24 protein-coding genes and 1 tRNA gene are annotated in these 24,102 nt (G+C 57.0%); 16 read left to right on the top strand and 9 right to left on the bottom strand.

Features of this window, described 5'->3' with window-relative positions; genetic code table 11:
* Window positions 1-71 precede the first annotated feature (71 nt).
* Complete coding sequence (locus tag BLW21_RS04585; RefSeq protein ID WP_092738258.1) at window positions 72-1,541, top strand: lipopolysaccharide biosynthesis protein; 1,470 nt, start codon at window positions 72-74, stop codon at window positions 1,539-1,541.
* Here the strand turns inward: BLW21_RS04585 and BLW21_RS04590 are convergent.
* Window positions 1,538-2,422, bottom strand: a complete 885-nt coding sequence (locus BLW21_RS04590; protein WP_217633834.1) for a CPBP family intramembrane glutamic endopeptidase — start codon at window positions 2,420-2,422, stop codon at window positions 1,538-1,540. The two genes, BLW21_RS04585 and BLW21_RS04590, sit on opposite strands and share 4 nt — an antisense overlap.
* Before the next feature lie 97 nt (window positions 2,423-2,519).
* Window positions 2,520-3,326: an SDR family oxidoreductase gene (locus BLW21_RS04595; protein ID WP_175470856.1), complete on the bottom strand. Its 807-nt coding sequence runs from the start codon at window positions 3,324-3,326 to the stop codon at window positions 2,520-2,522.
* Window positions 3,327-3,475: 149 nt separating this feature from the next.
* Here BLW21_RS04595 and rlmD point away from each other — a divergent pair, with 149 nt between their 5' ends.
* The 3 genes from rlmD to BLW21_RS04610 all read left to right on the top strand — a co-directional run bounded on the left by rlmD (window position 3,476) and on the right by BLW21_RS04610 (window position 5,790).
* The gene (gene rlmD, locus BLW21_RS04600) at window positions 3,476-4,885 is read left to right on the top strand and encodes a 23S rRNA (uracil(1939)-C(5))-methyltransferase RlmD (protein WP_175470857.1); all 1,410 of its coding nucleotides are present in this window, start codon (window positions 3,476-3,478) and stop codon (window positions 4,883-4,885) included.
* Between the two features lie 136 nt (window positions 4,886-5,021).
* Window positions 5,022-5,303 carry a GIY-YIG nuclease family protein gene (locus tag BLW21_RS04605; protein WP_092738260.1) on the top strand — a complete coding sequence of 94 codons (282 nt, stop codon included), beginning with the start codon at window positions 5,022-5,024 and terminating at the stop codon, window positions 5,301-5,303.
* Between the two features lie 112 nt (window positions 5,304-5,415).
* Complete coding sequence (locus BLW21_RS04610; RefSeq protein WP_092738261.1) at window positions 5,416-5,790, top strand: hypothetical protein; 375 nt, start codon at window positions 5,416-5,418, stop codon at window positions 5,788-5,790.
* Window positions 5,791-5,918: 128 nt separating this feature from the next.
* On the opposite strand, the gene thiL is transcribed toward BLW21_RS04610, so the two are convergent.
* Window positions 5,919-6,941 (bottom strand): thiamine-phosphate kinase, encoded by a 1,023-nt coding sequence (gene thiL, locus BLW21_RS04615; protein ID WP_092738262.1) that lies wholly within the window; start codon window positions 6,939-6,941, stop codon window positions 5,919-5,921.
* Window positions 6,942-7,183: 242 nt separating this feature from the next.
* On the opposite strand from thiL, the gene BLW21_RS04620 reads away from it, so the two are divergent.
* The 12 genes from BLW21_RS04620 to BLW21_RS04675 all read left to right on the top strand — a co-directional run bounded on the left by BLW21_RS04620 (window position 7,184) and on the right by BLW21_RS04675 (window position 16,913).
* The gene (locus BLW21_RS04620; protein WP_092738263.1) at window positions 7,184-7,771 is read left to right on the top strand and encodes a TetR/AcrR family transcriptional regulator; all 588 of its coding nucleotides are present in this window, start codon (window positions 7,184-7,186) and stop codon (window positions 7,769-7,771) included.
* Window positions 7,772-7,896: 125 nt separating this feature from the next.
* The gene (gene paaA / locus BLW21_RS04625; protein ID WP_175470858.1) at window positions 7,897-8,886 is read left to right on the top strand and encodes a 1,2-phenylacetyl-CoA epoxidase subunit PaaA; all 990 of its coding nucleotides are present in this window, start codon (window positions 7,897-7,899) and stop codon (window positions 8,884-8,886) included.
* A gap of 147 nt (window positions 8,887-9,033) precedes the next feature.
* Window positions 9,034-9,666, top strand: coding sequence for a phenylacetic acid degradation b (locus BLW21_RS04630; protein ID WP_092738264.1), 633 nt, complete (start codon window positions 9,034-9,036; stop codon window positions 9,664-9,666).
* Between the two features lie 16 nt (window positions 9,667-9,682).
* Entirely contained in the window at window positions 9,683-10,432 is a 750-nt protein-coding gene (gene paaC, locus BLW21_RS04635; protein ID WP_092738265.1) for a 1,2-phenylacetyl-CoA epoxidase subunit PaaC, read from the top strand.
* Between the two features lie 6 nt (window positions 10,433-10,438).
* A complete protein-coding gene (locus tag BLW21_RS04640) occupies window positions 10,439-10,924 on the top strand; it encodes a hypothetical protein (protein WP_092738266.1) in 486 nt (161 codons plus the stop codon).
* A 57-nt stretch (window positions 10,925-10,981) separates the two neighbouring features.
* On the top strand, window positions 10,982-11,470 hold the full coding sequence (paaD, locus tag BLW21_RS04645) for a 1,2-phenylacetyl-CoA epoxidase subunit PaaD (protein WP_092738267.1): 489 nt from the start codon (window positions 10,982-10,984) through the stop codon (window positions 11,468-11,470).
* A gap of 112 nt (window positions 11,471-11,582) precedes the next feature.
* Window positions 11,583-12,173 carry a hypothetical protein gene (locus BLW21_RS04650; RefSeq protein ID WP_092738268.1) on the top strand — a complete coding sequence of 197 codons (591 nt, stop codon included), beginning with the start codon at window positions 11,583-11,585 and terminating at the stop codon, window positions 12,171-12,173.
* 262 nt (window positions 12,174-12,435) lie between these two features.
* Window positions 12,436-13,668, top strand: coding sequence for a site-specific integrase (locus BLW21_RS04655; protein WP_139255080.1), 1,233 nt, complete (start codon window positions 12,436-12,438; stop codon window positions 13,666-13,668).
* A 301-nt stretch (window positions 13,669-13,969) separates the two neighbouring features.
* A complete protein-coding gene (locus BLW21_RS04660; RefSeq protein ID WP_092738270.1) occupies window positions 13,970-14,269 on the top strand; it encodes a helix-turn-helix transcriptional regulator in 300 nt (99 codons plus the stop codon).
* A gap of 28 nt (window positions 14,270-14,297) precedes the next feature.
* The gene (locus BLW21_RS04665; RefSeq protein ID WP_092738271.1) at window positions 14,298-14,666 is read left to right on the top strand and encodes a hypothetical protein; all 369 of its coding nucleotides are present in this window, start codon (window positions 14,298-14,300) and stop codon (window positions 14,664-14,666) included.
* Window positions 14,663-15,781, top strand: a complete 1,119-nt coding sequence (locus tag BLW21_RS04670) for an AAA family ATPase (protein WP_092738272.1) — start codon at window positions 14,663-14,665, stop codon at window positions 15,779-15,781. The genes BLW21_RS04665 and BLW21_RS04670 overlap by 4 nt, the downstream gene beginning before the upstream one ends.
* 394 nt (window positions 15,782-16,175) lie before the next feature.
* Complete coding sequence (locus BLW21_RS04675) at window positions 16,176-16,913, top strand: hypothetical protein (protein WP_139255081.1); 738 nt, start codon at window positions 16,176-16,178, stop codon at window positions 16,911-16,913.
* Between the two features lie 62 nt (window positions 16,914-16,975).
* Here BLW21_RS04675 and BLW21_RS04680 read toward each other — a convergent pair whose 3' ends face one another.
* From BLW21_RS04680 to BLW21_RS04705, 6 genes are all read right to left on the bottom strand, one after another.
* On the bottom strand, window positions 16,976-20,194 hold the full coding sequence (locus BLW21_RS04680; protein WP_092738274.1) for a type I restriction endonuclease subunit R: 3,219 nt from the start codon (window positions 20,192-20,194) through the stop codon (window positions 16,976-16,978).
* A gap of 22 nt (window positions 20,195-20,216) precedes the next feature.
* The gene (locus tag BLW21_RS04685; RefSeq protein ID WP_217633835.1) at window positions 20,217-21,470 is read right to left on the bottom strand and encodes a restriction endonuclease subunit S; all 1,254 of its coding nucleotides are present in this window, start codon (window positions 21,468-21,470) and stop codon (window positions 20,217-20,219) included.
* Between the two features lie 5 nt (window positions 21,471-21,475).
* Window positions 21,476-23,065 (bottom strand): type I restriction-modification system subunit M, encoded by a 1,590-nt coding sequence (locus BLW21_RS04690; protein ID WP_092738275.1) that lies wholly within the window; start codon window positions 23,063-23,065, stop codon window positions 21,476-21,478.
* A 74-nt stretch (window positions 23,066-23,139) separates the two neighbouring features.
* Window positions 23,140-23,490 carry a hypothetical protein gene (locus tag BLW21_RS04695; protein ID WP_092738276.1) on the bottom strand — a complete coding sequence of 117 codons (351 nt, stop codon included), beginning with the start codon at window positions 23,488-23,490 and terminating at the stop codon, window positions 23,140-23,142.
* Window positions 23,491-23,499: 9 nt separating this feature from the next.
* Window positions 23,500-23,778, bottom strand: a complete 279-nt coding sequence (locus BLW21_RS04700; protein ID WP_092738277.1) for a hypothetical protein — start codon at window positions 23,776-23,778, stop codon at window positions 23,500-23,502.
* Between the two features lie 217 nt (window positions 23,779-23,995).
* Window positions 23,996-24,069: transfer RNA gene (locus BLW21_RS04705), tRNA-Ile, on the bottom strand.
* Window positions 24,070-24,102: the final 33 nt, after the last annotated feature.

Below are 24,102 nucleotides of genomic sequence, written 5' to 3' on the forward strand. Positions count from 1 at the left end.
CTGATTGCACCACTTGCGCCGGCGTAATCTTCTAAACACCAACTCCCTATCTCACTTTCTCACTTCTAAAATTGGGTATCGTTCAGCGGCAGGGGCTGCGCAACACCGTTATTTCGTACCTGGGGCTGGTGCTGGGCTTCGTGAGCACCACGCTGGTATTGCCGCGGTTTTTTGCGCCCGGGCAGTTGGGCGTTACCACCACACTGGCCTCGGTGGCGACGCTGCTGGCGCAGGTAGCGGCGTTTGGGTTTGCCAGCGTGGGCATCCGGTTTTTCCCCTACTTCCGCAACCGCGAAAACGGCCATCACGGCTTCCTGCCCTTCCTGCTGGGCGTGCCGCTGCTGGGCTTTGTGGCGGTGGCGGCCCTGTTCTGGCTGGGCAAACCGGTGCTACTGGGCTTCTACGAGGCCGATGTTGCGGCGCTGGGGCCCTACTACGCTTGGGGAATCGTTTTTGCGCTTTTCACGCTGCTTTATTCGCTGCTCGATGCCTACCTGAAGGCGCTTTACCACACCGCGTTTTCGTCTTTCTTGCAGGACATTGTGTTGCGGCTGCTCATTCTGGGCGGGGCGCTGCTGTTTGCCCAGGGACTGCTCTCGTTTCACGGCTACGTGCTTTGGTTCATCGGCGCAAACGGGCTGCTGGTCCTGGTGCTCACGGGGTATCTGCTGCGCATCGGCGAGCTGCACTGGCGGCCCCAACGGGCAGTGCTGGCGGTGCGGCCGGTGCGCGAGCTTTTCAGCGTGGGCGCCTTCACGCTGTTCAGCTCGCTGGCCGGCTCCATCATCATGTATATTGATACGCTGATGGTAGGCTCGCAGGTGAACCTGGCGGCGGCCGGTATTTACGCCATTGCCTTCAACATCAGCACGGCGCTGGCCATTCCGGCCCGCTCGCTCAACAAAATTGCCTTCCCGCTGCTGGCCGACTATTGGAAGGAGCAGAACCTGAGTGGCATGGCCGATTTCTACCGCCGCACCACCCGCCTCAACGCCCTCATTGGCTGCCTGCTGGCGCTGGGCATCGCCCTCAACCTGCCGTTTATCTACTCCCTGATGCGGGCCGAATACGCTCAGGGCACGCTGGTGGTGCTGCTGCTGCTAGGCAGCCGCCTCTTCGACGGCATTACGGGCCTCAACGGCCTCATCCTGATTACCTCGCCGCGCTACCGCTTCGATCTGGTCTTCAACGTCTCGCTTTCGCTGCTGATTATCGGGCTGAACTTGCTGCTGATTCCGCGGCTGGGGATGGTGGGCGCGGCCGTGGCGGCGGTGGCAGCGCAGGTCAGCATCAATCTGGCCCGTACCTGGTTTGTTTGGCACAGCTTCGGCATGCAACCCTTCACCTGGCAAATTCCGCTCATCCTGCTCATCACGACCGCCGCCGGCGTGGCCGGCTGGCTGGTGCCCACCCTGGCCTCGCCCCTACTCACGATGCTGCTGCGCTCCACCGTCATCACGGCCGTGTACGGCGGCCTCGCGCTGGCCACCGGTGCGGCTCCTGAAGCCGGGGCGCTGCTGCAAAAACTGCGGCGGCGCTAGTTTTGCGGGTGCGGTTGGGGTGAAACTGGGCTATTCGGCACATTTGCCCAGGCGGCGGGCAGGGGCTGCCGGCTCACGCGCCACAGCAGCAGCGCCAGCACGGCCGCTGCCAAGGCCACCAAGCCGGCGTAAGTCCAGTTCGAGCCGAACAAGGCGGGAAACGTAGCGTGGGTTTTAACCAATTCAGGCCGCCAAATCATCAGCCCAAAGAACAAGGAGTTGTTGAGCGCATGAATGCCGATGCACACCAGCAGCGAACCGGTACGGTAGCACAGCCAACCCAGCAGCAACCCGAGAAAAAAGGCGTTCAGACTCTGGGCCGGGTTGAAGTGGACGAGGCCGAAAAGCAGCGCCTGCTGCCCAATGGCCACCCACGGACGCCGCTGGCGCAACAGCCCCTGGAGTATGAGGCCCCGGAACAGCACTTCTTCCAGCACCGGAATCGCGATGCCACCGAACAGCATAGCGGCGGCCGGCTGCCGAGCCATGCGCTCGAACGAGGTCTGAAACCAATTGGGCAGTTCCAGAAACTCCTGCAACGACAGCACCATGATGGTGGCTGCGGCCAGCAGCGGCAGTGCCGCATACAGCCACCCCGGCGCCTGCCCCCGCACTTGCAGCGGCAGCATCCGTCGGCCGTAGCGCCAGTATAAAAAGCCCAGCAGCGCCAGGTCGCCCACCACACTCAGCCCCAGATTAGTGCTGGGTTGGTACCGCTCGTGGGGCAAAGCAGAGGTTACTAGCGCCAGCAGCCCACCCGTCACGACCAGTACCACGAGCAGGTACCAGCCCACAAATCCCCAGCTTTCCTTCAGGGTTGGATAAGGTAGCACTGGCTGCCGCCGGGGCTCTGGCAGAGGAATGGGAATAACTGTTTCCATAACTGAATAGAGATGTTAAGGTGCGCCTGAGATTAGTTAGCGTCCTTAACTAATGGTCTGCATGCGTGTTCTCAACGCCAATCCGCGGCGTCGTGGGCTACAGCTTGAAGTCCGGCTCTTCCTTGCGGAAGTGCTTGAGCACGAGCTTGTCGGCCAGGCCGGGGAGCAGGCGGTTGAGCCAGACGGTGAGCTTGCCCTGGCTGGTGAGCACCAGGTCGCGGCGGCGCTGGCGCACGGCTTCCAGCAGGTGGTCGGCCACTTCTTCGCTGCTCATCATCTGCTGCTCGTCGCGGGGCGACTCGCCCTGGGCCTGCCCATCGGCGGCCAGGGCCACGTTGCGGATGTTGGAGGCCGTGAAGCCCGGGCAGGCCAGCAGCACGTGCACGCCCTGGGGCAGCAGCTCGGTGCGCAGGGCCTCCAGGAAGCCGTGCATGGCGAATTTGGAGGCCGAGTAGCCCGTGCGGCCCGGCAGGCCCCGGTAGCCGGCAATGCTACTGATGCCTACCACCGAGCCTTTGGCGGCCGTAACGTAGGGCAGCGCGAACTTGGTGGCGTACACGGTGCCAAAAAAGTTGGTCTGCATCAGCTGGCGGATCACGTCGAGGTCGGCGTCGCGGAACAGGGCCCGCATACTGATACCAGCGTTGTTGATCAGGATATCGAGCCGGCCAAACGCGGCTACCGTTTCAGCTACTGCGCGCTCCGAGTCGGCCTCCACGCCCACATCGGCCCGGATGGGGAGGTGGGCAATGCCCAGCGCGGCCAGTTCGGCAGCGGTTTCGGCTAGGCGGGCCTCGTTGCGGCCGGTGAAGGCCACTTTGGCACCCGCCTGCCCAAACGCCAGGGCCGTGGCCCGGCCGATACCCGAGGTACCGCCAGTAATCAACACTACTTTATCTTTCATACTCAGCAGAAGTCAACAGGAATAAACCGCCCGCAAATTACGTCGCCCGTCTGCAACCGACAGCCCTAACGGCCCCTTGGCCTACTACCGAGTATAAAATCAGCGAAATCAGTGGAAAATCAGCGCGAATCAGTAGTTACCTTTGCCGCGTGAGGAAATCCGTTAAAAACATCCCCGCGGAGCTGCTCCGCGAAGTCGAAATTACCGACATGGTGGCCGAGGGCAAGTGCCTGGTACGCCGCGAGAATCTGGTCATCTTCGTGACCCAAGTAGCGCCCGGCGACGTGGTGGATTTGCGCGTGACCAAGGCCAAGAAGAACTTCCTGGAGGCCGTGCCCACCAAGTTCCATAAGTACTCCGAGCTGCGCGTGACGCCGTTCTGCGAACATTTTGGCACCTGCGGGGGCTGCAAGTGGCAGCATCTGGGCTACGACACCCAGCTCCAATTCAAGCACCAGCAGGTGGCCGATACTTTGCAGCGCATCGGCAAGGTGGCCCTGCCCGAAATCCTGCCCATCGCGCCCTCGCCCGACCAGACCTACTACCGCAACAAGCTCGAGTTCACCTTCAGCCACAACGGCTGGCTCACCAACGAGCAGATTGCCAGCGGCCACGACTACGAGCGGCGCGTGCTGGGCTTCCATACCCCCGGCCGCTTCGATAAGATTCTGGACGTGAACCACTGCTGGCTGCAGCCCGACCCCAGCAACCAGATCCGGCTGGCCGTGCGCGACTACGCCCTGGAGCACGACCTGCCCTTCAACAACCTCGTGACCCAGGAGGGCTTCCTGCGCAACCTCATCATCCGGACGGCCAACACCGGCGACCTGATGGTGATTCTGCAGTGCTACTACGCCCACGACGCGCTGGTGCCGCTGCTGGATTTCCTGGCCGAGCGGTTCCCGCAAATCACCTCGCTCAACTACGTGCTCAACGACAAGGGCAACGAAACCTTCAATGACCTGGAGGTGGTCTGCTACCGGGGCGAGCCCCACATCCACGAGGAAATGGAAGGCCTGCGCTTCCGCGTCGGCCCGAAATCGTTCTACCAGACCAACTCGGCGGGCGCCTACAACCTCTACAAAATCACCCGCGACTTCGCCCAGCTTACCGGCTCGGAGCTGGTCTATGACCTCTACACCGGCGCCGGCACCATCGCCAACTTCGTGGCCCGCCAGGCCCGGCACGTGGTGGGCGTCGAGTACGTCGAGTCGGCGGTGCAGGACGCCTACATCAACTCCGAAATCAACGGCACGACCAACACCGAGTTCTACGCCGGCGACATGAAGGACGTGCTCAACGCCGAGTTCATCCAGCAGCACGGCCGCCCCGACGTCGTCATCACCGACCCGCCCCGCGCCGGCATGCACCCCGACGTGGTGGCCCGCCTGCTCGAAATGCGCGCGCCCCGCATCGTCTACGTCAGCTGCAACCCCGCCACCCAGGCCCGCGACCTGGAGCTGCTGGATGCCGCGTATAAAGTAGTGCGGGTGCAGCCGGTGGATATGTTCCCGCACACCCACCACGTGGAAAATGTGGTGCTGCTGGAGTTGCGGTAACCGCCTGTCATCCTGAGCGGAGCGAAGGACCTTATCACGTTGGAATGAGTCGTTTGTAGTGTCGTTCACACGTGACAAGGTCCTTCGCTCCACTCAGGATGACAGAATTTATTTTTAACAGCTACCATTATTATTTATGCCCTATTACGTGTACGTCACCACCAATCCAGCTAAGCGGGTGCTGTACATCGGCATAACCAACGACCTGGCAAACCGAATGTCCCAGCACTACGCTAATCGAGGTTCGGCCCAAACATTTGCGGGTAAATACTTCTGTTACAACCTGCTCTATTTTGAAGAGCATCAGGACAGCAAAGCAGCTATTGCTCGTGAAAAAGAGTTGAAAGGCTGGACGCGAGCGAAGAAGCAAGCATTAATCGCAACTGATAATCCAGAGTGGATTTTTCTGAAAGCATGAACCAATTTCGTCATCCTGAGCGGAGCGAAGGACCTTACCACGTGAGACGGATACGTTCAGGCATGATAAGGTCCTTCGCTCCGCTCAGGATGACAGATTTATACCATAGCTCATGGACTACACCAACGACCCCGAACTGAACGGCAAATACCTCGGTACCATCACCAAGGATTTCGCCACCGTTTCCGATACGCTCAGCGAAGCCTCGTCGCAAATCCGCAAGCGCGACATTTCGAAGTACCCCATCTTCGTGTTTGCCCGCCAGGAAGTGCCGCTGGGCGGCCTGCTCGTAAATGCCGACGAGATGAACCTGGAGTGGCATGTGTTTGCCAGCTACCTGGAGCTGTTCGTGCAGCAGGGCATCATCAGCGAGGAAGGCATCGAGGCCTTCCAGCAAACCTACCGCGAGCCAAACGAGTACTGCTGCCTATTCGTGCTCGACGAGGAGTTCACCAACTTCGTCTACATCCCCTACCCAGAAGATTAAAAAAACCGTGTCATCCTGAGCGAAGCAAAGGACCTTACCACGTTTGAACAGACCGTTGTTACGGCACTCGTTCAGACGTGGTAAGGTCCTTCGCTTCGCTCAGGATAACACGGTTTCTATTCCTTAGCCTATCCAAAATGGCTAAAACCCTGCGCTTTCAGCGGCACGGGCTGGCCGGCTTTGGTGATGAGGTTGGCGCCTTCGCTCTTGTCGACCATGTGGCCGATAATGGTGATGTCGGGGTGGTTTTTGAGCTTGGCGTGGTCGGCGAGCGGGACGGTGAACAGCAGCTCGTAGTCTTCGCCGCCGTTGAGCATGCACATGATGGGGTCGAGGTTGAATTCCTCGGCCACTTCGAGCGTGGGGTTGGCGATGGGCAGGTTCTCGGTGAAGATACGCGCCCCGGTGCCGCTGGCCTGGCAGAGGTGGAGCACCTCGGAGGCCAGCCCGTCCGACACGTCAATCATGCTGGTGGGCACCACGCCCAGGTCGCGCAGCTCGTGGATGACGTCCATGCGGGCCTCGGGACGGAGCTGGCGCTGGAGCACGTAGGGGTACTTATCCAGCTCGGGCTGGGATTCGGGGTCGGCCTGCCAGACCTGCTTTTCGCGCTCCAGCACCTGCAGGCCCAAATAAGCGCCGCCCAAGTCGCCGGTAACGCAGAGCAGGTCGTTGGGGCCGGCTCCGCTGCGGCGCACGGCTTTGCCGGCTGCTACCTGGCCAAGGGCCGTGATGCTGATGGTAAGGCCGGCGCGGCTGCCGGTAGTGTCGCCGCCCACCAGATCCACATTGTAGGCCTCGCAGGCCAGCTTGATGCCCTCGAACAGCTCCTCCACGGCCTCCACCGTAAAGCGGGCCGGAATACTCACCGCCACCACAATCTGGGTGGGCAGGGCATTCATGGCGGCAATGTCCGACACGTTGACGGCCACGGCCTTGTAGCCCAGGTGCTTGAGGGGGCAGAACGTGAGGTCGAAGTGCACGCCTTCCACCAGCAAATCGGTGCTGATGACCAGTTCCTGACCGGCGGCCGGGGCCAGGATGGCCGCGTCGTCGCCGATGCCGAGGATGGTGCTGGGCTGGGTGATTTCTACGGTTTGCTGGATGCGGCCAATCAGGCCGAACTCGCCTACTTTATCGAGAGGGGTCATAAATCGTTGATTTTCGCTGATTTTTCCGTTGCGTATACTACTGCCAGCGGCACGGGGCCGCCCATTGGCGGGGCTGCAAAGGTACGTGGTAGGGCTAAGTGCGCTATGAACTGGCAGCTACCCTTATTCAACCCCCTGATTGTTTGGAAAATAGTCCGAACAACCAGACAAACTTTTCTTTGCTAACGAACGTTAGGATTAGTACATTTGATTCCCGCTCCCCTCCTTCCCACCTGCCCTTCATGGAAACTGCCCAGCTTTCACGCAAAGACCAGATTGACCAGACGGCCACGGCCCTGTTCCGGACCCGCGGCTTTGCGGCCACGAGTATGCGCGAACTGGCCGCCGCGCTGGGCATGGAGGCCGGCAGCATCTACTCGCACATCCGCAGTAAAGAAGAACTGCTGCACCGCATCTGCTTCCGGCTAGCCGACGAGTTTTTTGCTGGTTTCGATGCGGCCTCTGCCGATGCGGCTTTGCCGGCGGCCCGGCGCCTGCGCCGGGCCGTAGAAAGCCACGTGTGGGTGCTTACCAACGATGTCGCCGCTTCGGCCGTGTTTCTGCACGAGTGGCGACATCTTTCCGAGCCAGCCCGTACCGAATTTCTGGCCCTGCGCGAGCGGTACGAAGCCGGTTTCCGCGAGCTGATTGCCGAAGGCGCGGCCGCTGGCGAGTTGTTTACCCTCGACCCGGCCTTTGCGGCCCTCACGTTGCTGGCATCCCTCAACTGGCTGCCCACCTGGTACCGCCCCGGCGGTTCGCTCACCACTTCCGACATTGCCCACCGCCTCGCCAACCAGCTGCTGTTCGGGCTGGAAGTGCGTTTATAGCGCTTAGAATTGAGATGTCAGCACATAGCGTTCAGCAGGAAATGCGCTATGATTTCGCATCTAAACTTTAAGTTCTATCATCTCAGCTCTAAGCTCCAACTTCTCACCCCCTAACTTCTCTGCTCATGTACGGTTCCGCTTCCACCCACGATATCCCTACCAAGGCTACCACCGGCCTCGAAAACGAAGACCCGATTCTGCTGGCCGAGTTTGAGGCCCGCATTGCCCGGGGCGAGAAAATCGAGCCCACCGACTGGATGCCCCAGCTCTACCGCAAGCAGCTCACCCGCATGATCGAGCAGCACGCCCACTCGGAAATCATCGGCTCGCTGCCCGAGGGCACCTGGATTACCCGCGCCCCCGGCTTCCGCCGCAAAATGGCCCAGATGGCCAAGGTGCAGGACGAGGTGGGCCACGCCCAACTGCTGTATTCGGCTGCTGAAACCCTGGGTAAAACCCGCGAGCAGATGCTTTCGGACCTAGTGAACGGCAAGAGCAAGTACAGCAATGTATTCAACTACCCCACCCCCACCTGGGCCGACTCGAACGTGATTTCGTGGCTGATTGATGCCGGCGCCATCGTGAACCAGATGGCCAACGCCAAGGGCAGCTACGGCCCCTACTGCCGCGCCCTCGACCGGATTTGCGCCGAGGAGGCCTTCCACCTCAAGTATGGCCACGATGCCGTGGTGCACATGGCTACCGGCACGCCCATTCAGCGCAAAATGATGCAGGAGGCCCTCAACCGCTGGTGGCCCGCCATCATGACCTTCTTTGGCCCGTCGGACAAGATGAGCACGCACACCGAGATTCTGATGCGCTGGAAGGTGAAGATGGCCACCAACGACGCCTGCCGCCAGCAATTCCTGGATATGTACGTGCCCAAGATCTGGGAAATCGGCCTGACCCTGCCCGACGCCAACCTGCGCAAGAACGAGGACGGCGTGTGGGAGTTCTCGGAGCCCGACTGGGAAGATTTCAAGCGCGTGATTAACGGTGACGGTCCCTGCAACGCTGAGCGCATTGCCGTGCGCCGCGCCGCTGAGGAAAACGGCGCCTGGGTGCGCCGTGCCATGCAGCAGCCCCAGGCCAAGTACGTTCGCCCGCTGGCGTAAATGCTGAGTGAACGTCATGCTGAGCGAAGTCGAAGCATCTCTACCGTTTCGTTGCAATGGCAATTGATTAGTTAGCGGTAGAGATGCTTCGACTTCGCTCAGCATGACATGTTCTGCTTTCCCTCTTATCCTTAATTCCTCCTCCTCTTGCTTTCATCTTTCGACCCGCGCATCAGCCGGCTGGAACTACCCGAGTCGGCGCCGCCCCCGTCTGATAAGGCGGCGCTGGACCAGTTTCCGACCTACGAAGTATTCCATCAGCGTAAGGAAAACGCGGCCTACGTGTACGTGGGGCCGGTGCATGCGCCCGAGGCGGATGTGGCCTTCCTGTTTGGTAAGGAGCAGTTCAGTCGGCGCTTTCCGTGCACCGGCATGTGGGTGGTGCTCACCAGCGCCATTCAGGTAACCGAGTACGGCGACGACCAGCAGTCGGTGTACGACCGGCTGCCGCTGCCGCTGCTGCCCGCCGACCAACTAGCCGCCGCAGATGCGGCCGGTATGGAATCTTACGACATCTTCCACCTCAAGAAGCGTGGCAAAGCCCACGCCCATGTGGGCCAGGTTTCGGCTACCTCGCCCGAAGCGGCGTTGCAGGCCGCCAAAGCTGCTTTCGGCGACCAGCGGCCGGTGGTAAATGTGTGGGTAATCCGCAGCGCCGACCTGCTGCGCTCCGACGAGGCCGACCGCGACATGTGGACGACCACGCCCGACAAAAAGTACCGCGAAGCCATTTCCTACAAAGTGCAGGACCGTATCGACCGGTTCAAGCAGGAAGGATAATCAGCATACTAGCATTATGAATCCGAAGCTCGACCTACTTTACCGCCTCGCTGACGACCAGCTGATACTGGGCCACCGCAACTCCGAATGGAACGGCTTGGGCCCAATTCTGGAGGAGGACATTGCCTTTTCGAGCATGGCCCAGGACAAGCTGGGCCACTCGCTGCAGCTCTATATGCTGCTCCACGAGTTGGGCGAGGCCGAGCCCGACACGGTGGCCTTCACCCGCAATACACCCCAGTTTCACTGCTGCCAGCTGACGGAGCTGCCCATCGGCGAGTACGATTTCAGCCTGATCCGGCACTTTCTATTTGATCATGCCGAACTGCTGCGCTTCGAGGCGTTGGCCGACAGTTCGTATGAGCCGCTGGCCTTGGTGGCCCGCAAGGTGAAAGGCGAGCTGAAGTACCATGTGCTGCACGCCAATACCTGGGTGAAACGCCTAGGCACCGCCACCGAGGAGGCCATTGAGCGGATGCAGGCGGCCCTGGAGTTCACGTTGCCCTACGCGCTGGGCATCTTCGAAACGACTGAGGCCGAGCCGGAAATCATCAGCAGCGGCCTGTTTATTGGCGAGGCCGAGCTACAGCGCCGCTGGGAAGCCAGCATCAGCAAAGTGCTGGCTCAAACTGCCCTCACGCTCCCCGACCTGCGCCTGCTGACGCCCGTAACCGGCGGCCGCCACGGCCAGCACACCGAGCACCTGCAGCCCCTACTCGACGAAATGGCCGAGGTTTTCCGCCTCGACCCAACGGCCGACTGGTAAGACTGCGTGATGCTGCTGAACTATGATAAAACCGTTGTGATGCTAATTGCTGCCTCACCCGAAGAAGTGAGGCAGCAATTAGCATTAGCAAAGGAAACGAAACTGGTAAAGTGGTATAGTGGTTTTTCGCTCCAGGAATTTGAAGGTGAAGTATTCACGAATGGTTTCCGTTTTCGGACAACTGGCCGAACTACACTTTTAATTCAGGGCACAATTACGAACTCTGGTTCCGACCAAAGCATGGTGGAGCTACGATTCACAAATACCACAGCCGACAAGAGCTTACGTTTCCTTTCCATCGGACTAAGCACATTGCTAATTTTGATTTTTAGCTTGGGCTCTGGTTTTTACAAATCCTCTTGGTCATTTATAGCAGTCCTTTTATTTCCTATTTTACTTATCGCAGGCATAGGAAATTTGAGCTGGGCTATAGCTTCCAGCAGTGCTACAATGCGCCTCAAAGAGCTTCTGGCTGCAAAAGAAATGGTTTAAAACAGCCTCAATTATTATTCCAATCACTATCAACGAAGCACTAAGCACCAACCCACCATGCCCACCACCAAAGCCCAGATTCTTGACTGGCTGCAAGCCGTTACCGACCCCGAAATTCCGACGATTTCGCTCGTGGACCTCGGCGTGATTCGGGAGGTGCGGGTGGAGGACGACGGGGGTGTGTACGTGCGCCTAACACCCACCTTTGCCGGCTGCCCGGCCATGGATTATATGCGCCGCGACGTGGAAACCACCCTCAAGGCCCACGGTATTCCGCGCGTCACCACCGAAATCAGCCTGCGCGACCCTTGGACGTCGGACATGGTGACGGACCGGGGCCGCGAGGGCCTGCGCCGCCACGGGTTGGCAACACCACCCAAGCTCAACGGCGGCTTGCTCGACCTTGATATTCTGGAGTACGCCGAGTGCCCCCGCTGCCACACCAACAACACGGAGCTACGCACGCCTTTCGGGGCCACGCTGTGCCGCGCTGTGCATTACTGCCACGACTGCCGCCAGATCTTCGAGCAGTTCAAACCGATTTAGTGGTTGTTTAACTGTCGGTGCTGCGGCATGATGGCGGCGGATTTTTCTGGTTGCGGGAAAGATTTCGCCGGTATCTTCGTTGGAGGCTTGTTCGCTTTTTCTCCTAGTTTTTATGATGCGTTTTGTCGCGCTACTGCTGGCGCTGGGGTTGCTGATGACCAGTTGCAACCGCACTCCGGCCCCCATCGACCCGGCCTCGGCCCAGGCCGTAAAAGTTCAACTTAATATTCTGCGGGATACTGTGGCCGCCCGTTGGGGCGAGATGCAGCAATCCGACAACGCCAAACAGCGTGACACCAAGGAGTTGCTGCGCGAGTTAAGCGGCCTTCCGGGTGCCGACCGCGCCGCGCTGGCCCGCTTGCAGTACGCCAACGACCGGCTGCCCGCCCGCCGCTACTCCGAGCAAAGCATGGCCGACTCGGGCCTCATTGATGCCTACGATACGGCCCAGGATTCGCTGTTGCAGGCCGTATATGCCTTGGTGCCGCTACCCACTTCACCCGATGCGGAGGCCACGCCCGCCTTGGTGCTAACCGGCCAAATTCAGGAAGCCGACGCGGAACTGGTGGGCTTTCGAACGCGCTACGACCAGGCCGCCATGCGTTTCAACAGCTACTTGCAGCTGCATCGGGCCGAGATGGAGCAATTAGGCAGAGAATACACGAAACTGCAACCGCTACCGCTGTTCACGCTACAGAACTAATTAGGGGTTCGATTCCAGTTGGGCCCACGCAAAAGCCCCCTTACAGCGCTGTAAGGGGGCTTTTGCGTGGGCCCAACTGGACTACCAACCTTTTATTCTACCCTTCTTAAACCTGCCTTCAAATAGCTGTTTAGGCACAATCAGGCAACATTTGTAATAATTAAGAACCAGTTAGAACAGGGGAAGATCGGAAATTTTGTCCCGTGACTTGTCCCAGCACACAATCTCGTATACCTTTGGTCGAAGCTATAAACCCTCCCCTGTGTTACGGACCAAGTACTACCTCACGGATCCCCAAACGGAATCCACTACGGCTATCTATGCCGCTTGCTATTTAAACGGCAAACGAAAGAAGCTCTACACACCTCTTTCGGTTTCACCCATCCAGTGGGATAGCAAAGCCCAACAGTTCCGAAAGAACTTCACAAGCTTCTCAGATGCCAACAAGCTGCTTAGACGCCTGATTGATGAGCTAGACGCGCATCACTTTGCCATGGCTGCCAAAGGCCAAGCGACAACCATTGACAGCCTGCATGGAATTATCGTGCGGGTGCTAACTGGCGCCGTTCCTGAACCAGTGACTTTTGTTGATCACATCAACAACTGGCTGGAGTCTAGCAAACGTGATATGAAACCCTCCACTGTTAAGGGCTATGTTACGTTCCGTAACCACTTAGTGGCTTTTAGTAAAGCCAAGCATTATAAGCTGGAATTCAGCACGCTGGATGTGGCGTTTTCCGAGACGTTTAAAAACTATCTGCTCAAGACCGTCAACCTGACAAATACATCGGTTAACAATGTTATTAAAAATCTCAAGGTGTTCTTGTCAGTAACGCACAGTCAGGGCTTGCACGAGTTCCAGTATCACACCCGGTTTAGAAAGCTAGATAGGATCGAGCCGGAAGTTGTGTATCTCACCACCGACGAAAAGGCAGCAATAGCTAATCTGAATCTAGATTATATACTCCGCTGGGAGCGAACTCGCGATGTATTTGTTTTCGAGTGCGAAACAGGTCTCCGCTTTTCAGATGTCGCTGCCTTACGTCCTGATCAAGTACACAAAGATCATCTCATACTAGTAACTCAGAAGACGGAAGATTTGCTCAAAATCCCTTTGTCTCCCTTAGCTCAATCTATTCTCAAAAAATACGCAGGGAAACAAGCCAAGGCACTACCAGTCAAAACAAATCAGAAGACTAATGCTGATCTAAAGCAGATAGCTAAGCTAGCAAAACTAGAAGCTCATACATCTACCTCTAAGCTGCGTGGCAAAGATAAAGTCATCACCGTTCAGCCGAAGTGGCAACTAGTTTGCACGCACACAGCGCGACGCACCTTTGTGACTCTGGCATTACAAGGTGGGATGCGTCCTGAAGTTGTAATGCGCATTACAGGGCACAAGAACATCAAGACCCTATTCTCCTACTTGAAAATAAACGATGTAGTCGTGATGCAGGAGTTTGGTGCATACCTCAATCGCGAAGCCAGATTGTAGCTGTAACATTCTCGGAAACGACTCAAAAGTGATGCCCACCTACGTGAGCATCACTTTTTTTCGCTCGAAAAAATTATTTTTTTTCAAAAACTTCTATTGTTATAAAAATCACATTTAAAACTCTCAAATGCACCCTCAGCATCACTAACACAAATATGTTCAAATCTAAGGGGACTACAGCTTAGTCCCGTTAAAAGGCACTTTGACTGCGTTGTTTAATGCTTACTCGATTTCTAGCTTGCTTCATATTTTTTAAATTTCCGTTTATAACCTAACCTTACATATCCTAAACCACAAAAACATGAATATCGAAATACCCGACACTTTCCTGACGCAGCTTCAGGATAAGGTTTTGAGCACGGTACTTAAGGCGTTGAATCAGATCTCTACAGGAAGCGCTCTTGCAGATAGTCCCGATACAAAGCGACTTTACACAAAAGACGAGGTTTGCCAGCAACTCGGCATCTCCAAAACTACGCTCACCGAGTGGATGAAGAATGGCACTGTTCCCTTTCTACGTCTCGGTCGCCGCATCTACTTCAAGCAAGACGAGGTCCTGCAAGCAGGTCGAAACCACGAGAAATATCAGCGTCGCAGATAGCATTTAGGCATACTCTAATCATTTTCCCATGTCCTCCTCCAGATTGCTGCTCGATGAAGAACAGCACCGTACTAACCTCGTCAGTTTTCGCCAAACGCTAGATTATAAAATACGTCAGTTCGAGCTGCTAAAAAGGCCTGCTAATAAAGCACAAGCACGACATATCGAAAAGCTAATAAGATTCTATGAGGGATATGAACTTCTCTTCACCAGCTTGGTCCTGGAGGACACGCTACTTAGAGTTGAGAATCGAGCCCTGAATATGGAAATCGGAAACTTGAAGCGCAGCTTGGCTTTCCGTCATTTGGATCAACCTTATGTAGGTAAGCTAGACAAGCACTTTGACCTCCTCATTGATCTCGTAATAGCTTCCTTAAGCCAGGAAAAACAGCGATGAACTATGAAGCTGATAACTGGAGGGAACGACTGCAGCACCTTGGTGCTGATGTAAGCGAACCAGCCCTGTTTACTGATGCAGCAGCAGATGAAATTCGCATTGATTCAAATATCCCTGACCTAATTCCTGTTGTCCGTATTGCTGGAGAAGTTATAGCCGTCCAAGGTGACATTTCCTTCATTGCAGGTAAGCCTAAGGCTGGTAAAACCGCAGTGTGCACATTCATCGCGGCCAGTGCACTACTGCGCGACAAATCGGGAATCGACACTCTCTCAATTCAGACGGATTACGCTTATGGAAAAGAAGTAATTCTCGTCGATACAGAGCAGCCAAAGGCTAACACACTGAAGCAAGTCAAGAATATCTGTAAGGTGCTGGATGTAGCCGACCAACCTGCCAACCTGCATGTTTTCAATTTTCGCGAGGACAACAAAGCCATTAAGCTGCTAAAAGTCAAACAGTTATTTGAAATCTACCCAAAGGCACACCTATGGATCATAGACGGCTTGGCAGATTTGATTGACGACGTAAACAGCGCGACGGATAGTGGCCGTATCGTGGACATGTTCATGATGTACGCCTCGAAATTGCAGACTACCATCTTGCTGCTCGTGCACGAGAACCCGGGTGGGGAAGGCAAGATGCGGGGGCACTTAGGTAGCGAAGCAGAACGCAAGGGTGGTGGTGTAATTGCCGTAGCCAAAGACAAGGCCAAGCAACTACATACTATCACTAGCCGGATTTTACGAAATGGGCCAGATTTTGAAACTGTTTACTTTCGATGGTCTGACAAGCGACACTTCTTCGTTACGGATGCAGATGCAGCGGAACAAGTAGTTACCGAAAAGCACGCGAAGGAACGGCAACTAGCGCTGGAATGCTTTCCCCTTGGCACAGACGTGCTGCGACATAAAGAAATAACAGCCCGGATTGAGCAATACGCAAAGGTTAAGACAACGAGGGCGGCCAGCTTACTCAAAGCCATGACGAATGCGCAGATGGTCGTCAAAGACAACGTGGAAGGGACTTACACCTTACACGAAAGCCTGACCGCTCTAGCCGGTCCGGACGCTGGAATTCAGACAGATTTGCTGCTTTCCAACCGCGCAGTATAGCGTACCACTCCACTCCAGGCGGGCCTATAAGGCAAGTGGTATGCTTATTCCGATATCAATTTTCACACTTGATCATTCCTTCCTAAACATGGCTCACCCTAATAATTGCCAATCATGTGGCGCCCCTTTTATAGGCAATAGAAATCGTCGATTTTGCCAAGATGCCTGTCGTAAATTCTACAAAGCGAATGGGAACTTGGGCCAGTCCAATGTCACTCCTGACCGGTCAACAATAAGCCGAAACTCCGGAGAAAGGCGGAAATCAGCCAACTCCGGCGTCGCCGGCTATGCCGCTAAACGGTTCATTGACCTCGCAGGAAAAATCGCGCATCATCAGCTCATCCCCTCCCCAACTGAGGCCTCAAAGCCCGGTACGGCGGGTTCAGCAATACCCTTGATTACCGCTACCCTTTCAGAACAAATCCCTGCGGGCAGGCAATCAGGCCAGCATCGACCTGATTTACCACCTGAGCTACGGGCATTTTTGGGCGAACTGATTCATCCGTTCCAGATGCTGATTTGGGGGTTGCCAGGGAGTGGCAAATCCACCATGAGCATGATCATGGCCAATCAAATGGCCTCATTCCGCAAAGTGCTCTACATATCCGGTGAGGAGGACCTCTCCAGCGCCACCTTGCGCCAAAAGCAGGCCCGCACCATTACGCGACCGGATCGTTTCGTTTTCGCCAACCGGTTACCCAACTCCAGGGTTGAATGGCGTCAGCTACTGTTCCCCGGCGCGACCGGTCAAACGTCCGGTCAATTAGCTGGAAACCGCGCTTTACCCGCCAATAGATTGCTCGCTGGCTCCGGTCAGTCCACCGGTCAATCGGCCGGTGGGTACCTGGAGCTTCGGACCATCGTGTATGACTCCATTACGGTACTTGGCATCCACCCTTTCCATGTGAAAGCCACCGCTAACGATTGCCAAATGCCCATGTTCCGCCAGCATATCAGCCACATCTTCATCAGCCACGCCCACAAAGACGGCAAGGAGTACCGGGGAGATGGTAGCTGGGGGCATGAGGTGGACATAATCATCCGGTGCCACGAAGGTGTAGCTACCATCCAGAAGAACCGGTTTGCCACGGCCGAGCAGGGCCGAATAGGCAGCGAGTATCGTATTTATTGAAGGCAGAAATCCCCGCAAAATTGCTTCTGCGGGGATTTCTGTTTTTGCATACGGCGAATCCTCTACTTCTTCGTCAGCTCGTTCGCAATAAGCTCCGCTTGCTTCAACACCGTTTCGGTGGCCAGCAACTCCATATCGGGTGGGTAGCCGAACTGGCGTAGGGTACGCTTCACGATGACTTTGAGCTTGGCGCGCACGCTTTCCTTGATGGTCCAGTCGATGGAGGCGTTGGTGCGGACCCGTTCGGTGAGGACTACAGCCAGCTCGCGCAGCTTCTCTTTTTCCATCAGTTCCTGGGCGCTGTCGTTGTTGGCGACGGCCGTGTAGAAGGCGTATTCGAAGGTGGTCAGGCCGAGGGCTTTGGCCTCGCTGTCCATGTGCACGATGTCCTTGCTCAGCTTGATGAGCTCGTCCATCACTTCGGCGGCGGTGATGATTTTGGCGTGGTAGCGCTTGATAGCGCTTTCCAGCATTTCCATCAGGCTTTTGCTTTTCACCAGGTTCTGCTTGGCGCGGGCTTTCAGCTCGTCGTTCAGCAGCTTTTTGAGCACTTCCAGGGCCACGTTCTTGTGCTCCATGCCCTTCAATTCCAGCAGGAATTCTTCGGAAAGGATGGAGATGTCGGGCTTCTTGATGCCGGCCGCGTCGAACACGTCGATTACCTGCTCCGATACTAGGGCCTTGTCGATAACCTGCCGGATGGTGGTTTCGATTTCCTCGTCGGTGCGGCCCGAGCCGGTGTGGTCGAACTTGGCTAGGCGGGCCTTCACGGCCTGGAAGAAGCCGATTTCGTCCTTAACCGCCAGTGCCCGCTCGTGCGGAATGGCAATGGCAAAGGCCTGCGACAGGGCCATTACCTCGTTGAGGTAGCGCTTCTTGCCATCGGGCAGACCCAGGATGTGCTCCTCGGCGGCCAGGATGGTGGCCAGCTTCTGGCTGGTGCCGGCCTCGTGGTAGTGGTCGTAGGCGAAGCCGTGGTAAAGGGCCTGCACCACTTCCAGCTTTTCTTCCATCAGCACCACGGCCTGCTCCTGGGCAATGGCGGGGTCGCCCTTGCCGCCGGCGCTGGAGTAGAACGACAACGCCTTTTTCAGCTCCGAGGCAATGCCGAGGTAATCGACTATCAGGCCGCCGGGCTTGTCCTTGTACACGCGATTGACGCGGGCAATGGCCTGCATCAGGTTGTGGCCCTGCATGGGCTTGTCGAGGTAGAGCGTATGCAGGCTGGGGGCGTCGAAGCCGGTGAGCCACATGTCGCGCACTATCACGAGCTGCAGCGGGTCGGCGGGGTCTTTCATGCGCTCAGCCAGGGCGCGGCGCTGCTGCTTGGTGGTGTGGTGCTTGGCAATTATGGCCCCGTCGGTGGCGGCGGAGGTCATCACCACTTTCAGGCGGCCTTGGGTGAGGTCGTCGGAGTGCCAGGCGGGGCGCAGGGCCACGATGGCGGCGTAGAGGTCGGCGGCGATGCGGCGCGACATGGCCACTATCATGCCCTTGCCCTCGAACACCTCCTGACGCTGCTCGAAGTGCGTTACGATGTCCTGGGCGATGGTGGCGATGCGCCGCTCGCTGCCGATGAGGGCTTCGAGCTGGGTCCATTTGGCTTTGGCCTTCTGGGTGTTGGTCAGGTCTTCCTGGTCCAGGTCGTCGTCGAGGTCGGCTACCAGCTGCTTGCCTTCCTCGCTCAGGCTTACTTTGGCCAGGCGGCTTTCGTAGTAAATGCGCACCGTGGCCCCGTCTTCCACGGCCTGGGCGATGTCGTAGATGTCGATGTAGTTGCCGAACACGGCGGGGGTGTTTACGTCGGTATGCTCGATGGGCGTGCCCGTGAAGCCGAGGTAGGTGGCGTGGGGTAGGGCATCGCGCAGGTACTTGGCGAAGCCGTACACCACTTTGGTGCCTACTACTTCCCCGGTTTCGTCCTTCACGTCCACGTTTTTGGCCTTGAAGCCGTACTGCGTGCGGTGGGCTTCGTCGGCGATGACGATGATGTTGCGGCGGGCCGACAGCTCTTCGTACACGTTGCCCTCCTGGGGCTGAAACTTCTGGATGGTGGTGAACACCACCCCGCCCGAGCCCACGCGCAGCAGCTCTTTCAGCTGCTCGCGGCTTTCTACCTGCCGGGGCTCCTGGCGCAGCAGCTGGGTGGAGGCGGCGAAGGTGTCGAAGAGCTGGTCGTCGAGGTCGTTGCGGTCGGTTATCATCACCACCGTGGGGTTGGCCATGGCCTGCACGATTTTGCCGGTGTAGAACACCATGCTCAGGCTCTTGCCGCTGCCCTGGGTGTGCCACACCACGCCGCCTTTCTGGTCGCCGAAGGGTTGGGACTGCACGTCGGGCAGGCCGTAGCGCACGGGGGCTTCCTGCACCAGCGTGGGTGCCTCAGGCGCGTAGCCAGCCGCCCGCAGCGTCGATTGCACGGCGGCGTTTACGGCGTAGTACTGGTGGTAGGCGGCTATCTTCTTGACCGTGGTAATGGCAATGACGCCCGTTTTGGGGTCCTCCTTCTTCGACTTCTCGAACACCACGAAATGGCGCAGCAGGTCGAGCAGGGTGGCGGGGGCCAGCATGCCGGTTAGCAGGGTTTCGAGCTGGCTTACCAGGGGCGAAGCTTCGGCCAGGCCGTCGGCCGATTTCCAGGCCATGAAGCGGCTGAAGCCTGCCGACAGCGACCCGGCCCGCGCCTCCAGCCCATCGGACACCACCAGCAGGCCGTTGTAGGTGAACAGGCCCGGAATCAGGGCCTTGTAGGTGTCGAGCTGCTGGTAGGCCGACTTGAGGGTGGCGGCATCGGCGGCGGCGTTTTTCAGCTCCAGCACCACCAGCGGCAGGCCGTTGACGAACAGCACCACGTCGGGGCGCTTGTGGTGGCCGTTTTCGATGATGGTGAGCTGGTTCACGGCCAGAAACTCGTTGCGGGCGGGGTGCTGGAAATCGACCAGCCACACCACCTCGCCCCGCTCCTGCCCGTCTTGCTGCTTGCCCACCGTTACGCCCTCGGTGAGCAGGCGGTGAAACGCCTCGTTGTTGGCCAGCAGCTCGGGCGAAGCAATGTCGCGCACCTGCCGCAGGGCGTCTTCGCGGGCCTCAGGCGGCACGGTGGGGTTGAGGCGCGCAATGGCAGCGCGCAGCCGCTCCAGCAGCAGCACGTCGGCGAAGGAGGCCCGCTCGGCGGCGGGCTCGCCGGGGGCCAGCGCCGGCCCGTAGCAGTACTGATACCCCAGCTGCTCCAGCAGCTCGATGGCGAGTTCTTCGATTGCGTTTTCGGTGAGTTTCGCCATGGGTAGCAGGATAGAAATAGAATTAGTAGGCCACGCGCACTTCGCCGCTCATCAGTTTCGGTAGCAGCGTGTCGCGGAGGGTGGAAAGGGTGCGAATTTGGGTTTGATTGATTCTTATCTTCTCAAAATATGGCTCAACTAAGACATCAAAATCCTCTATAAGTAGCTTAGGGGGAATAGTAAACTTCATCTCCTTAAAAGTAGATTTTGAGATTTCCTGAAATACTGAGCCGTTACCTTGACTTTTGATTTCTTCCAAATTCACCTTGCACCATAAGAACATGAAATAATTAGAAACCAGCTTATCGCATATAATGGCAATGTATCCTTGATTAATAGCCAGTGGAATATTTGTTATCGCCAGATATCCAATTGGTGCGCGGGACGACAATAAGACTGTACCGATTGGCAATAGACCAGAGCCGATTTTCGCTAGACCTTTTTCCGTAATTTTTCTTTCAGTATCAAACATGAATACTGAGGTATGATTTGACAAATCCCTTGGTGTTGTCCAGTGGACGTTGCCCTCCCAAAATTCCGATTCTTTAGTGCTTGGCGTTGTACCACCTTTCACGTTTATAACGTCGCCCAATTTTCCTTCCTCCCACTCCTCCTTCGCCTGCTCCACAAACCACTGCCGAAACAGCGTTTCCGCCAAGGCTTCTAGGGTGGCATTTTGCCGGTGCAGCAGGTCTATTTTGTCATTAAGACAACTCAGCACATTGGCAATTGCACGTTGTTCGGGTAAAGAAGGAACTGTGATTTTCAGCGCTGACATCATCTCATTGTTGAGACTGGCCCGCGTTGTCACAGATGACATACTTGTTACCTCCGCACGGAATTTGGGCGAACGGAAAAAGAAGCCTGCAAATTCTGGCAGAACTTCAATTGTACCTTTTGGGCGTAATCTTTTCGTAAATCCATTAAATGTCGCGTCCGGATAATCTTTCAGTGCCACCGAACTCATTCCTAGTTCCTCTTGGGTTTCACTTGTTCGAGTAAGAAATAGGTCCCCACGCTTTATAGAACCGCTTTTACGTTCCTTCTCGGTTGAATTTACAAGGTTCGACAAAGTCTCCGGCAGGAAGTAGTTATGGAACACATCCTTAAAGGCTAGAAAGCCGAAGCCGAAACCAAATTCTTCTCGTGGTTTTGAAAGCCCAGAAGCAAAATCATACACAAGGTTCAGGTTATACTCCGGCCACTCAGTTGCTTGAGCAGCTACTACTTTCTCTTTGGCTTCTTCCCCCCACATTATTTCTGTCTGCCCGCTCATACTTCCTACGCCGTTAAAATCTTCGCCAGGTTATCCGCAATCAGCTTGTTCAGGGCGCTTTCCTCGCTCAGCTGCGCCTCCAGCTCCGCCCGAAGCGTGGTAAAGCGCTCGGTGAAGTTGAACTCGTCCTCGTCGTCGGGCAGGCCCACGTAGCGGCCGGGGGTCAGCACGTAGTCCAGCTCCTGCACCCGCGCCAGGGGGGCGGCCATGCAGAAGCCGGACACGTCCTCGTAGCTGCCGCCAATGGTGCGCCACTGGTGGTAGGTGTCGGCAATGCGCCGGATGTCGTCGTCGCTCAGCTCGCGGGTGCGGCGGTTCACCAGGAAGCCCAGGTTGCGGGCGTCGATGAAGAGAATCTCGCCGCTACGGTCGCGGAAGCGGGCATCGCCCTGGCGGTTGCGGTTCATAAACCACAGGCCGGCCGGAATCTGGGTGTTCAGAAACAGCTTGGCCGGCAGGTTCACGATGCAGTCGATGACACCGCCCTCCACCAGCGCCCGGCGAATGTCGCCCTCGCCCGAGCTTTTGGAGGTGAGCGCGCCCTTGGCCAGCACCACGGCCGCCTGTCCCGTGGGAGCCAGGTGGTGCAGGAAGTGCTGCATCCAGCCGAAGTTAGCGTTGCCGGCGGGGGGCACGCCATATTTCCAGCGGCCATCGGTGCGCAGCAGCTCGCCGCCCCAGTCGCTCACGTTAAAGGGCGGGTTGGCAATGATGTAGTCGGCCTTTAGGTCGCGGTGGGCGTCGTTGAGGAAGGAGCCCTCGGTGTTCCACTTCACCTGCGAGCTGTCGATGCCCCGGATGGCCAGGTTCATCTTGGCCAGCCGCCAAGTGGTCTGGTTGCTTTCCTGCCCGTAGATGGAAATGTCGTTGACGCGCCCCTGGTGCTCAGTCACGAATTTCTCGGAGTGCACAAACATGCCGCCCGAGCCGCAGCAGGGGTCGTACACGCGGCCCTGGTAGGGCTCCAGCATTTCTACCAGCAGCTCTACTACGCTGCGCGGGGTGTAGAACTGGCCACCCTGCTTGCCCTCGGCCAGCGCGAACTCGCCCAGGAAGTACTCGAACACGGTGCCCAGCACGTCGGCGCTACGGGCCTTGGCGTCGCCCAGGGCGATGTTGCCTACCAGGTCAATCAGCTCGCCCAGGCTGGTGGGGTCCAGGTTCTGGCGGGCAAATACTTTGGGCAGCACGCCTTTCAGCGGGGCGTTGTCCTTTTCAATCCAGTCCATGGCATTGTCCACGGCCCCGCCGATGCCCACGGTGATGTCCTTACCCTCGGGGTCGCGCACCACTATCTGGCTGGCTTTGGCGTTGTTTTGCAGGAACTGCCAGCGGGCGTACTCCGGCACGAAGAAGACGTTTTCGGCTCTGTATTCGTCCTGGTCTTCGGGGTCAGCCCCGGCGTACTCGCCCTCGCCGGCCAGCAGCTTGGCGTAGTGCTCCTCGAAGGAGTCGGAAATGTATTTGAGGAAGATGAGGCCCAGCACCACGTGCTTGTACTCGGCGGCATCAATGTTTTTGCGGAGCTTGTCGGCGGTTTTCCAGAGCTGCTTTTCGAGCGGCTCTTCGGCAACTACTTTCTTCTGTTTGGCCACGGGGCGAAATGACTAAGGGGTAATGCAAAACTGCCCCGCACGGCTGTGAGGGGCAGCTTATTAAAACTACGGTGTCAGACTTTGAATTTCATCAGGAAGCCTTCCTGTACTTCAACGAAACCAAAGTTCTTCAGAGGGTGGTATTCGAAGCGGCGTGACTGGCCCATCCCATTCCAGACCTTATCGAGCAGGAAGGAGTTACCCAGCTTAAGCACGGTACTCTGGCCGTCGTTGCTGACGTCGAGGATATGATAGATTCGACGGATGCCGGGTTCACTGCCATATATCCAGCAGGGAGCCACGTACCGGGCATTCCAGTGCTTGAGCTTTGGGTTGCCCAGACTTAGGTTAATCAGAATCGTGTCTTCGTGCGAAACGGACTCCTTGAATTCGTCTATTTCGGGTACTACAAGTACATGAATCATGGCAGCTAATTATTTCAGCTTTTCAATAGTGATACCATCATCATGGAACAGATAGCTGCCGGGACGAAGGAAGTAGGCGTCGTCGGGTTCGGCTTGCTCTTTCTGGTTGGTGAATTGGTCTCTATCCCAGAAGATGTAGTTCTCTTCCTCGCAGCTGATGCTCCCCTCGAATTTCTTATCGATTACAAACGTCTCGCCTGGCTCCACTTCCATGGTGTCGATGTCGAACCCTCGCTGGTACAACGAGCCGGTAGTGGGCATGATTTGGACTTCTAAAACGTCACTCATAGGTTTTTCTATTAATTGGGGGATAAGCACTAGCTAAATCAGTGATAATAGTTAGCACCGTTAATGTTGAGGTCTGAAAGTAAGTTAAACCCAGCTTTTGGCAAGCAGGACACCCTAGAAAGTTGAGCAAAAGGATTTTTTTGTCCCGCCACCTGTCCCAGGAATAAAAAATGCCGTTGTAAACAACTGATAAACAGCTATTTACAACGGCATTTTGTGGGCCCAACTGGAATCGAACCAGTGACCTGCTGATTATGAGTCAGCTGCTCTAACCAATTGAGCTATAGGCCCGTTGCTTATTCAACTGCCAGGGCGGTTGGTTTC

The organism is Hymenobacter psychrophilus, from assembly GCF_900107135.1.
GTDB classification, from domain to species: domain Bacteria; phylum Bacteroidota; class Bacteroidia; order Cytophagales; family Hymenobacteraceae; genus Hymenobacter; species Hymenobacter psychrophilus.

What these genes read in the sequence shown, in the direction of transcription:
- BLW21_RS04590 (WP_217633834.1), bottom strand. Translation starts at nt 2,422, where the DNA reads ATGGAAACAGTTATTCCCATTCCTCTGCCAGAGCCCCGGCGGCAGCCA.
- BLW21_RS04595 (WP_175470856.1), bottom strand. Translation starts at nt 3,326, where the DNA reads ATGAAAGATAAAGTAGTGTTGATTACTGGCGGTACCTCGGGTATCGGC.
- BLW21_RS04605 (WP_092738260.1), top strand. Translation starts at nt 5,022, where the DNA reads ATGCCCTATTACGTGTACGTCACCACCAATCCAGCTAAGCGGGTGCTG.
- BLW21_RS04610 (WP_092738261.1), top strand. Translation starts at nt 5,416, where the DNA reads ATGGACTACACCAACGACCCCGAACTGAACGGCAAATACCTCGGTACC.
- thiL (WP_092738262.1), bottom strand. Translation starts at nt 6,941, where the DNA reads ATGACCCCTCTCGATAAAGTAGGCGAGTTCGGCCTGATTGGCCGCATC.
- BLW21_RS04620 (WP_092738263.1), top strand. Translation starts at nt 7,184, where the DNA reads ATGGAAACTGCCCAGCTTTCACGCAAAGACCAGATTGACCAGACGGCC.
- paaA (WP_175470858.1), top strand. Translation starts at nt 7,897, where the DNA reads ATGTACGGTTCCGCTTCCACCCACGATATCCCTACCAAGGCTACCACC.
- paaC (WP_092738265.1), top strand. Translation starts at nt 9,683, where the DNA reads ATGAATCCGAAGCTCGACCTACTTTACCGCCTCGCTGACGACCAGCTG.
- paaD (WP_092738267.1), top strand. Translation starts at nt 10,982, where the DNA reads ATGCCCACCACCAAAGCCCAGATTCTTGACTGGCTGCAAGCCGTTACC.
- BLW21_RS04650 (WP_092738268.1), top strand. Translation starts at nt 11,583, where the DNA reads ATGATGCGTTTTGTCGCGCTACTGCTGGCGCTGGGGTTGCTGATGACC.
- BLW21_RS04660 (WP_092738270.1), top strand. Translation starts at nt 13,970, where the DNA reads ATGAATATCGAAATACCCGACACTTTCCTGACGCAGCTTCAGGATAAG.
- BLW21_RS04665 (WP_092738271.1), top strand. Translation starts at nt 14,298, where the DNA reads ATGTCCTCCTCCAGATTGCTGCTCGATGAAGAACAGCACCGTACTAAC.
- BLW21_RS04670 (WP_092738272.1), top strand. Translation starts at nt 14,663, where the DNA reads ATGAACTATGAAGCTGATAACTGGAGGGAACGACTGCAGCACCTTGGT.
- BLW21_RS04680 (WP_092738274.1), bottom strand. Translation starts at nt 20,194, where the DNA reads ATGGCGAAACTCACCGAAAACGCAATCGAAGAACTCGCCATCGAGCTG.
- BLW21_RS04685 (WP_217633835.1), bottom strand. Translation starts at nt 21,470, where the DNA reads ATGAGCGGGCAGACAGAAATAATGTGGGGGGAAGAAGCCAAAGAGAAA.
- BLW21_RS04695 (WP_092738276.1), bottom strand. Translation starts at nt 23,490, where the DNA reads ATGATTCATGTACTTGTAGTACCCGAAATAGACGAATTCAAGGAGTCC.
- BLW21_RS04700 (WP_092738277.1), bottom strand. Translation starts at nt 23,778, where the DNA reads ATGAGTGACGTTTTAGAAGTCCAAATCATGCCCACTACCGGCTCGTTG.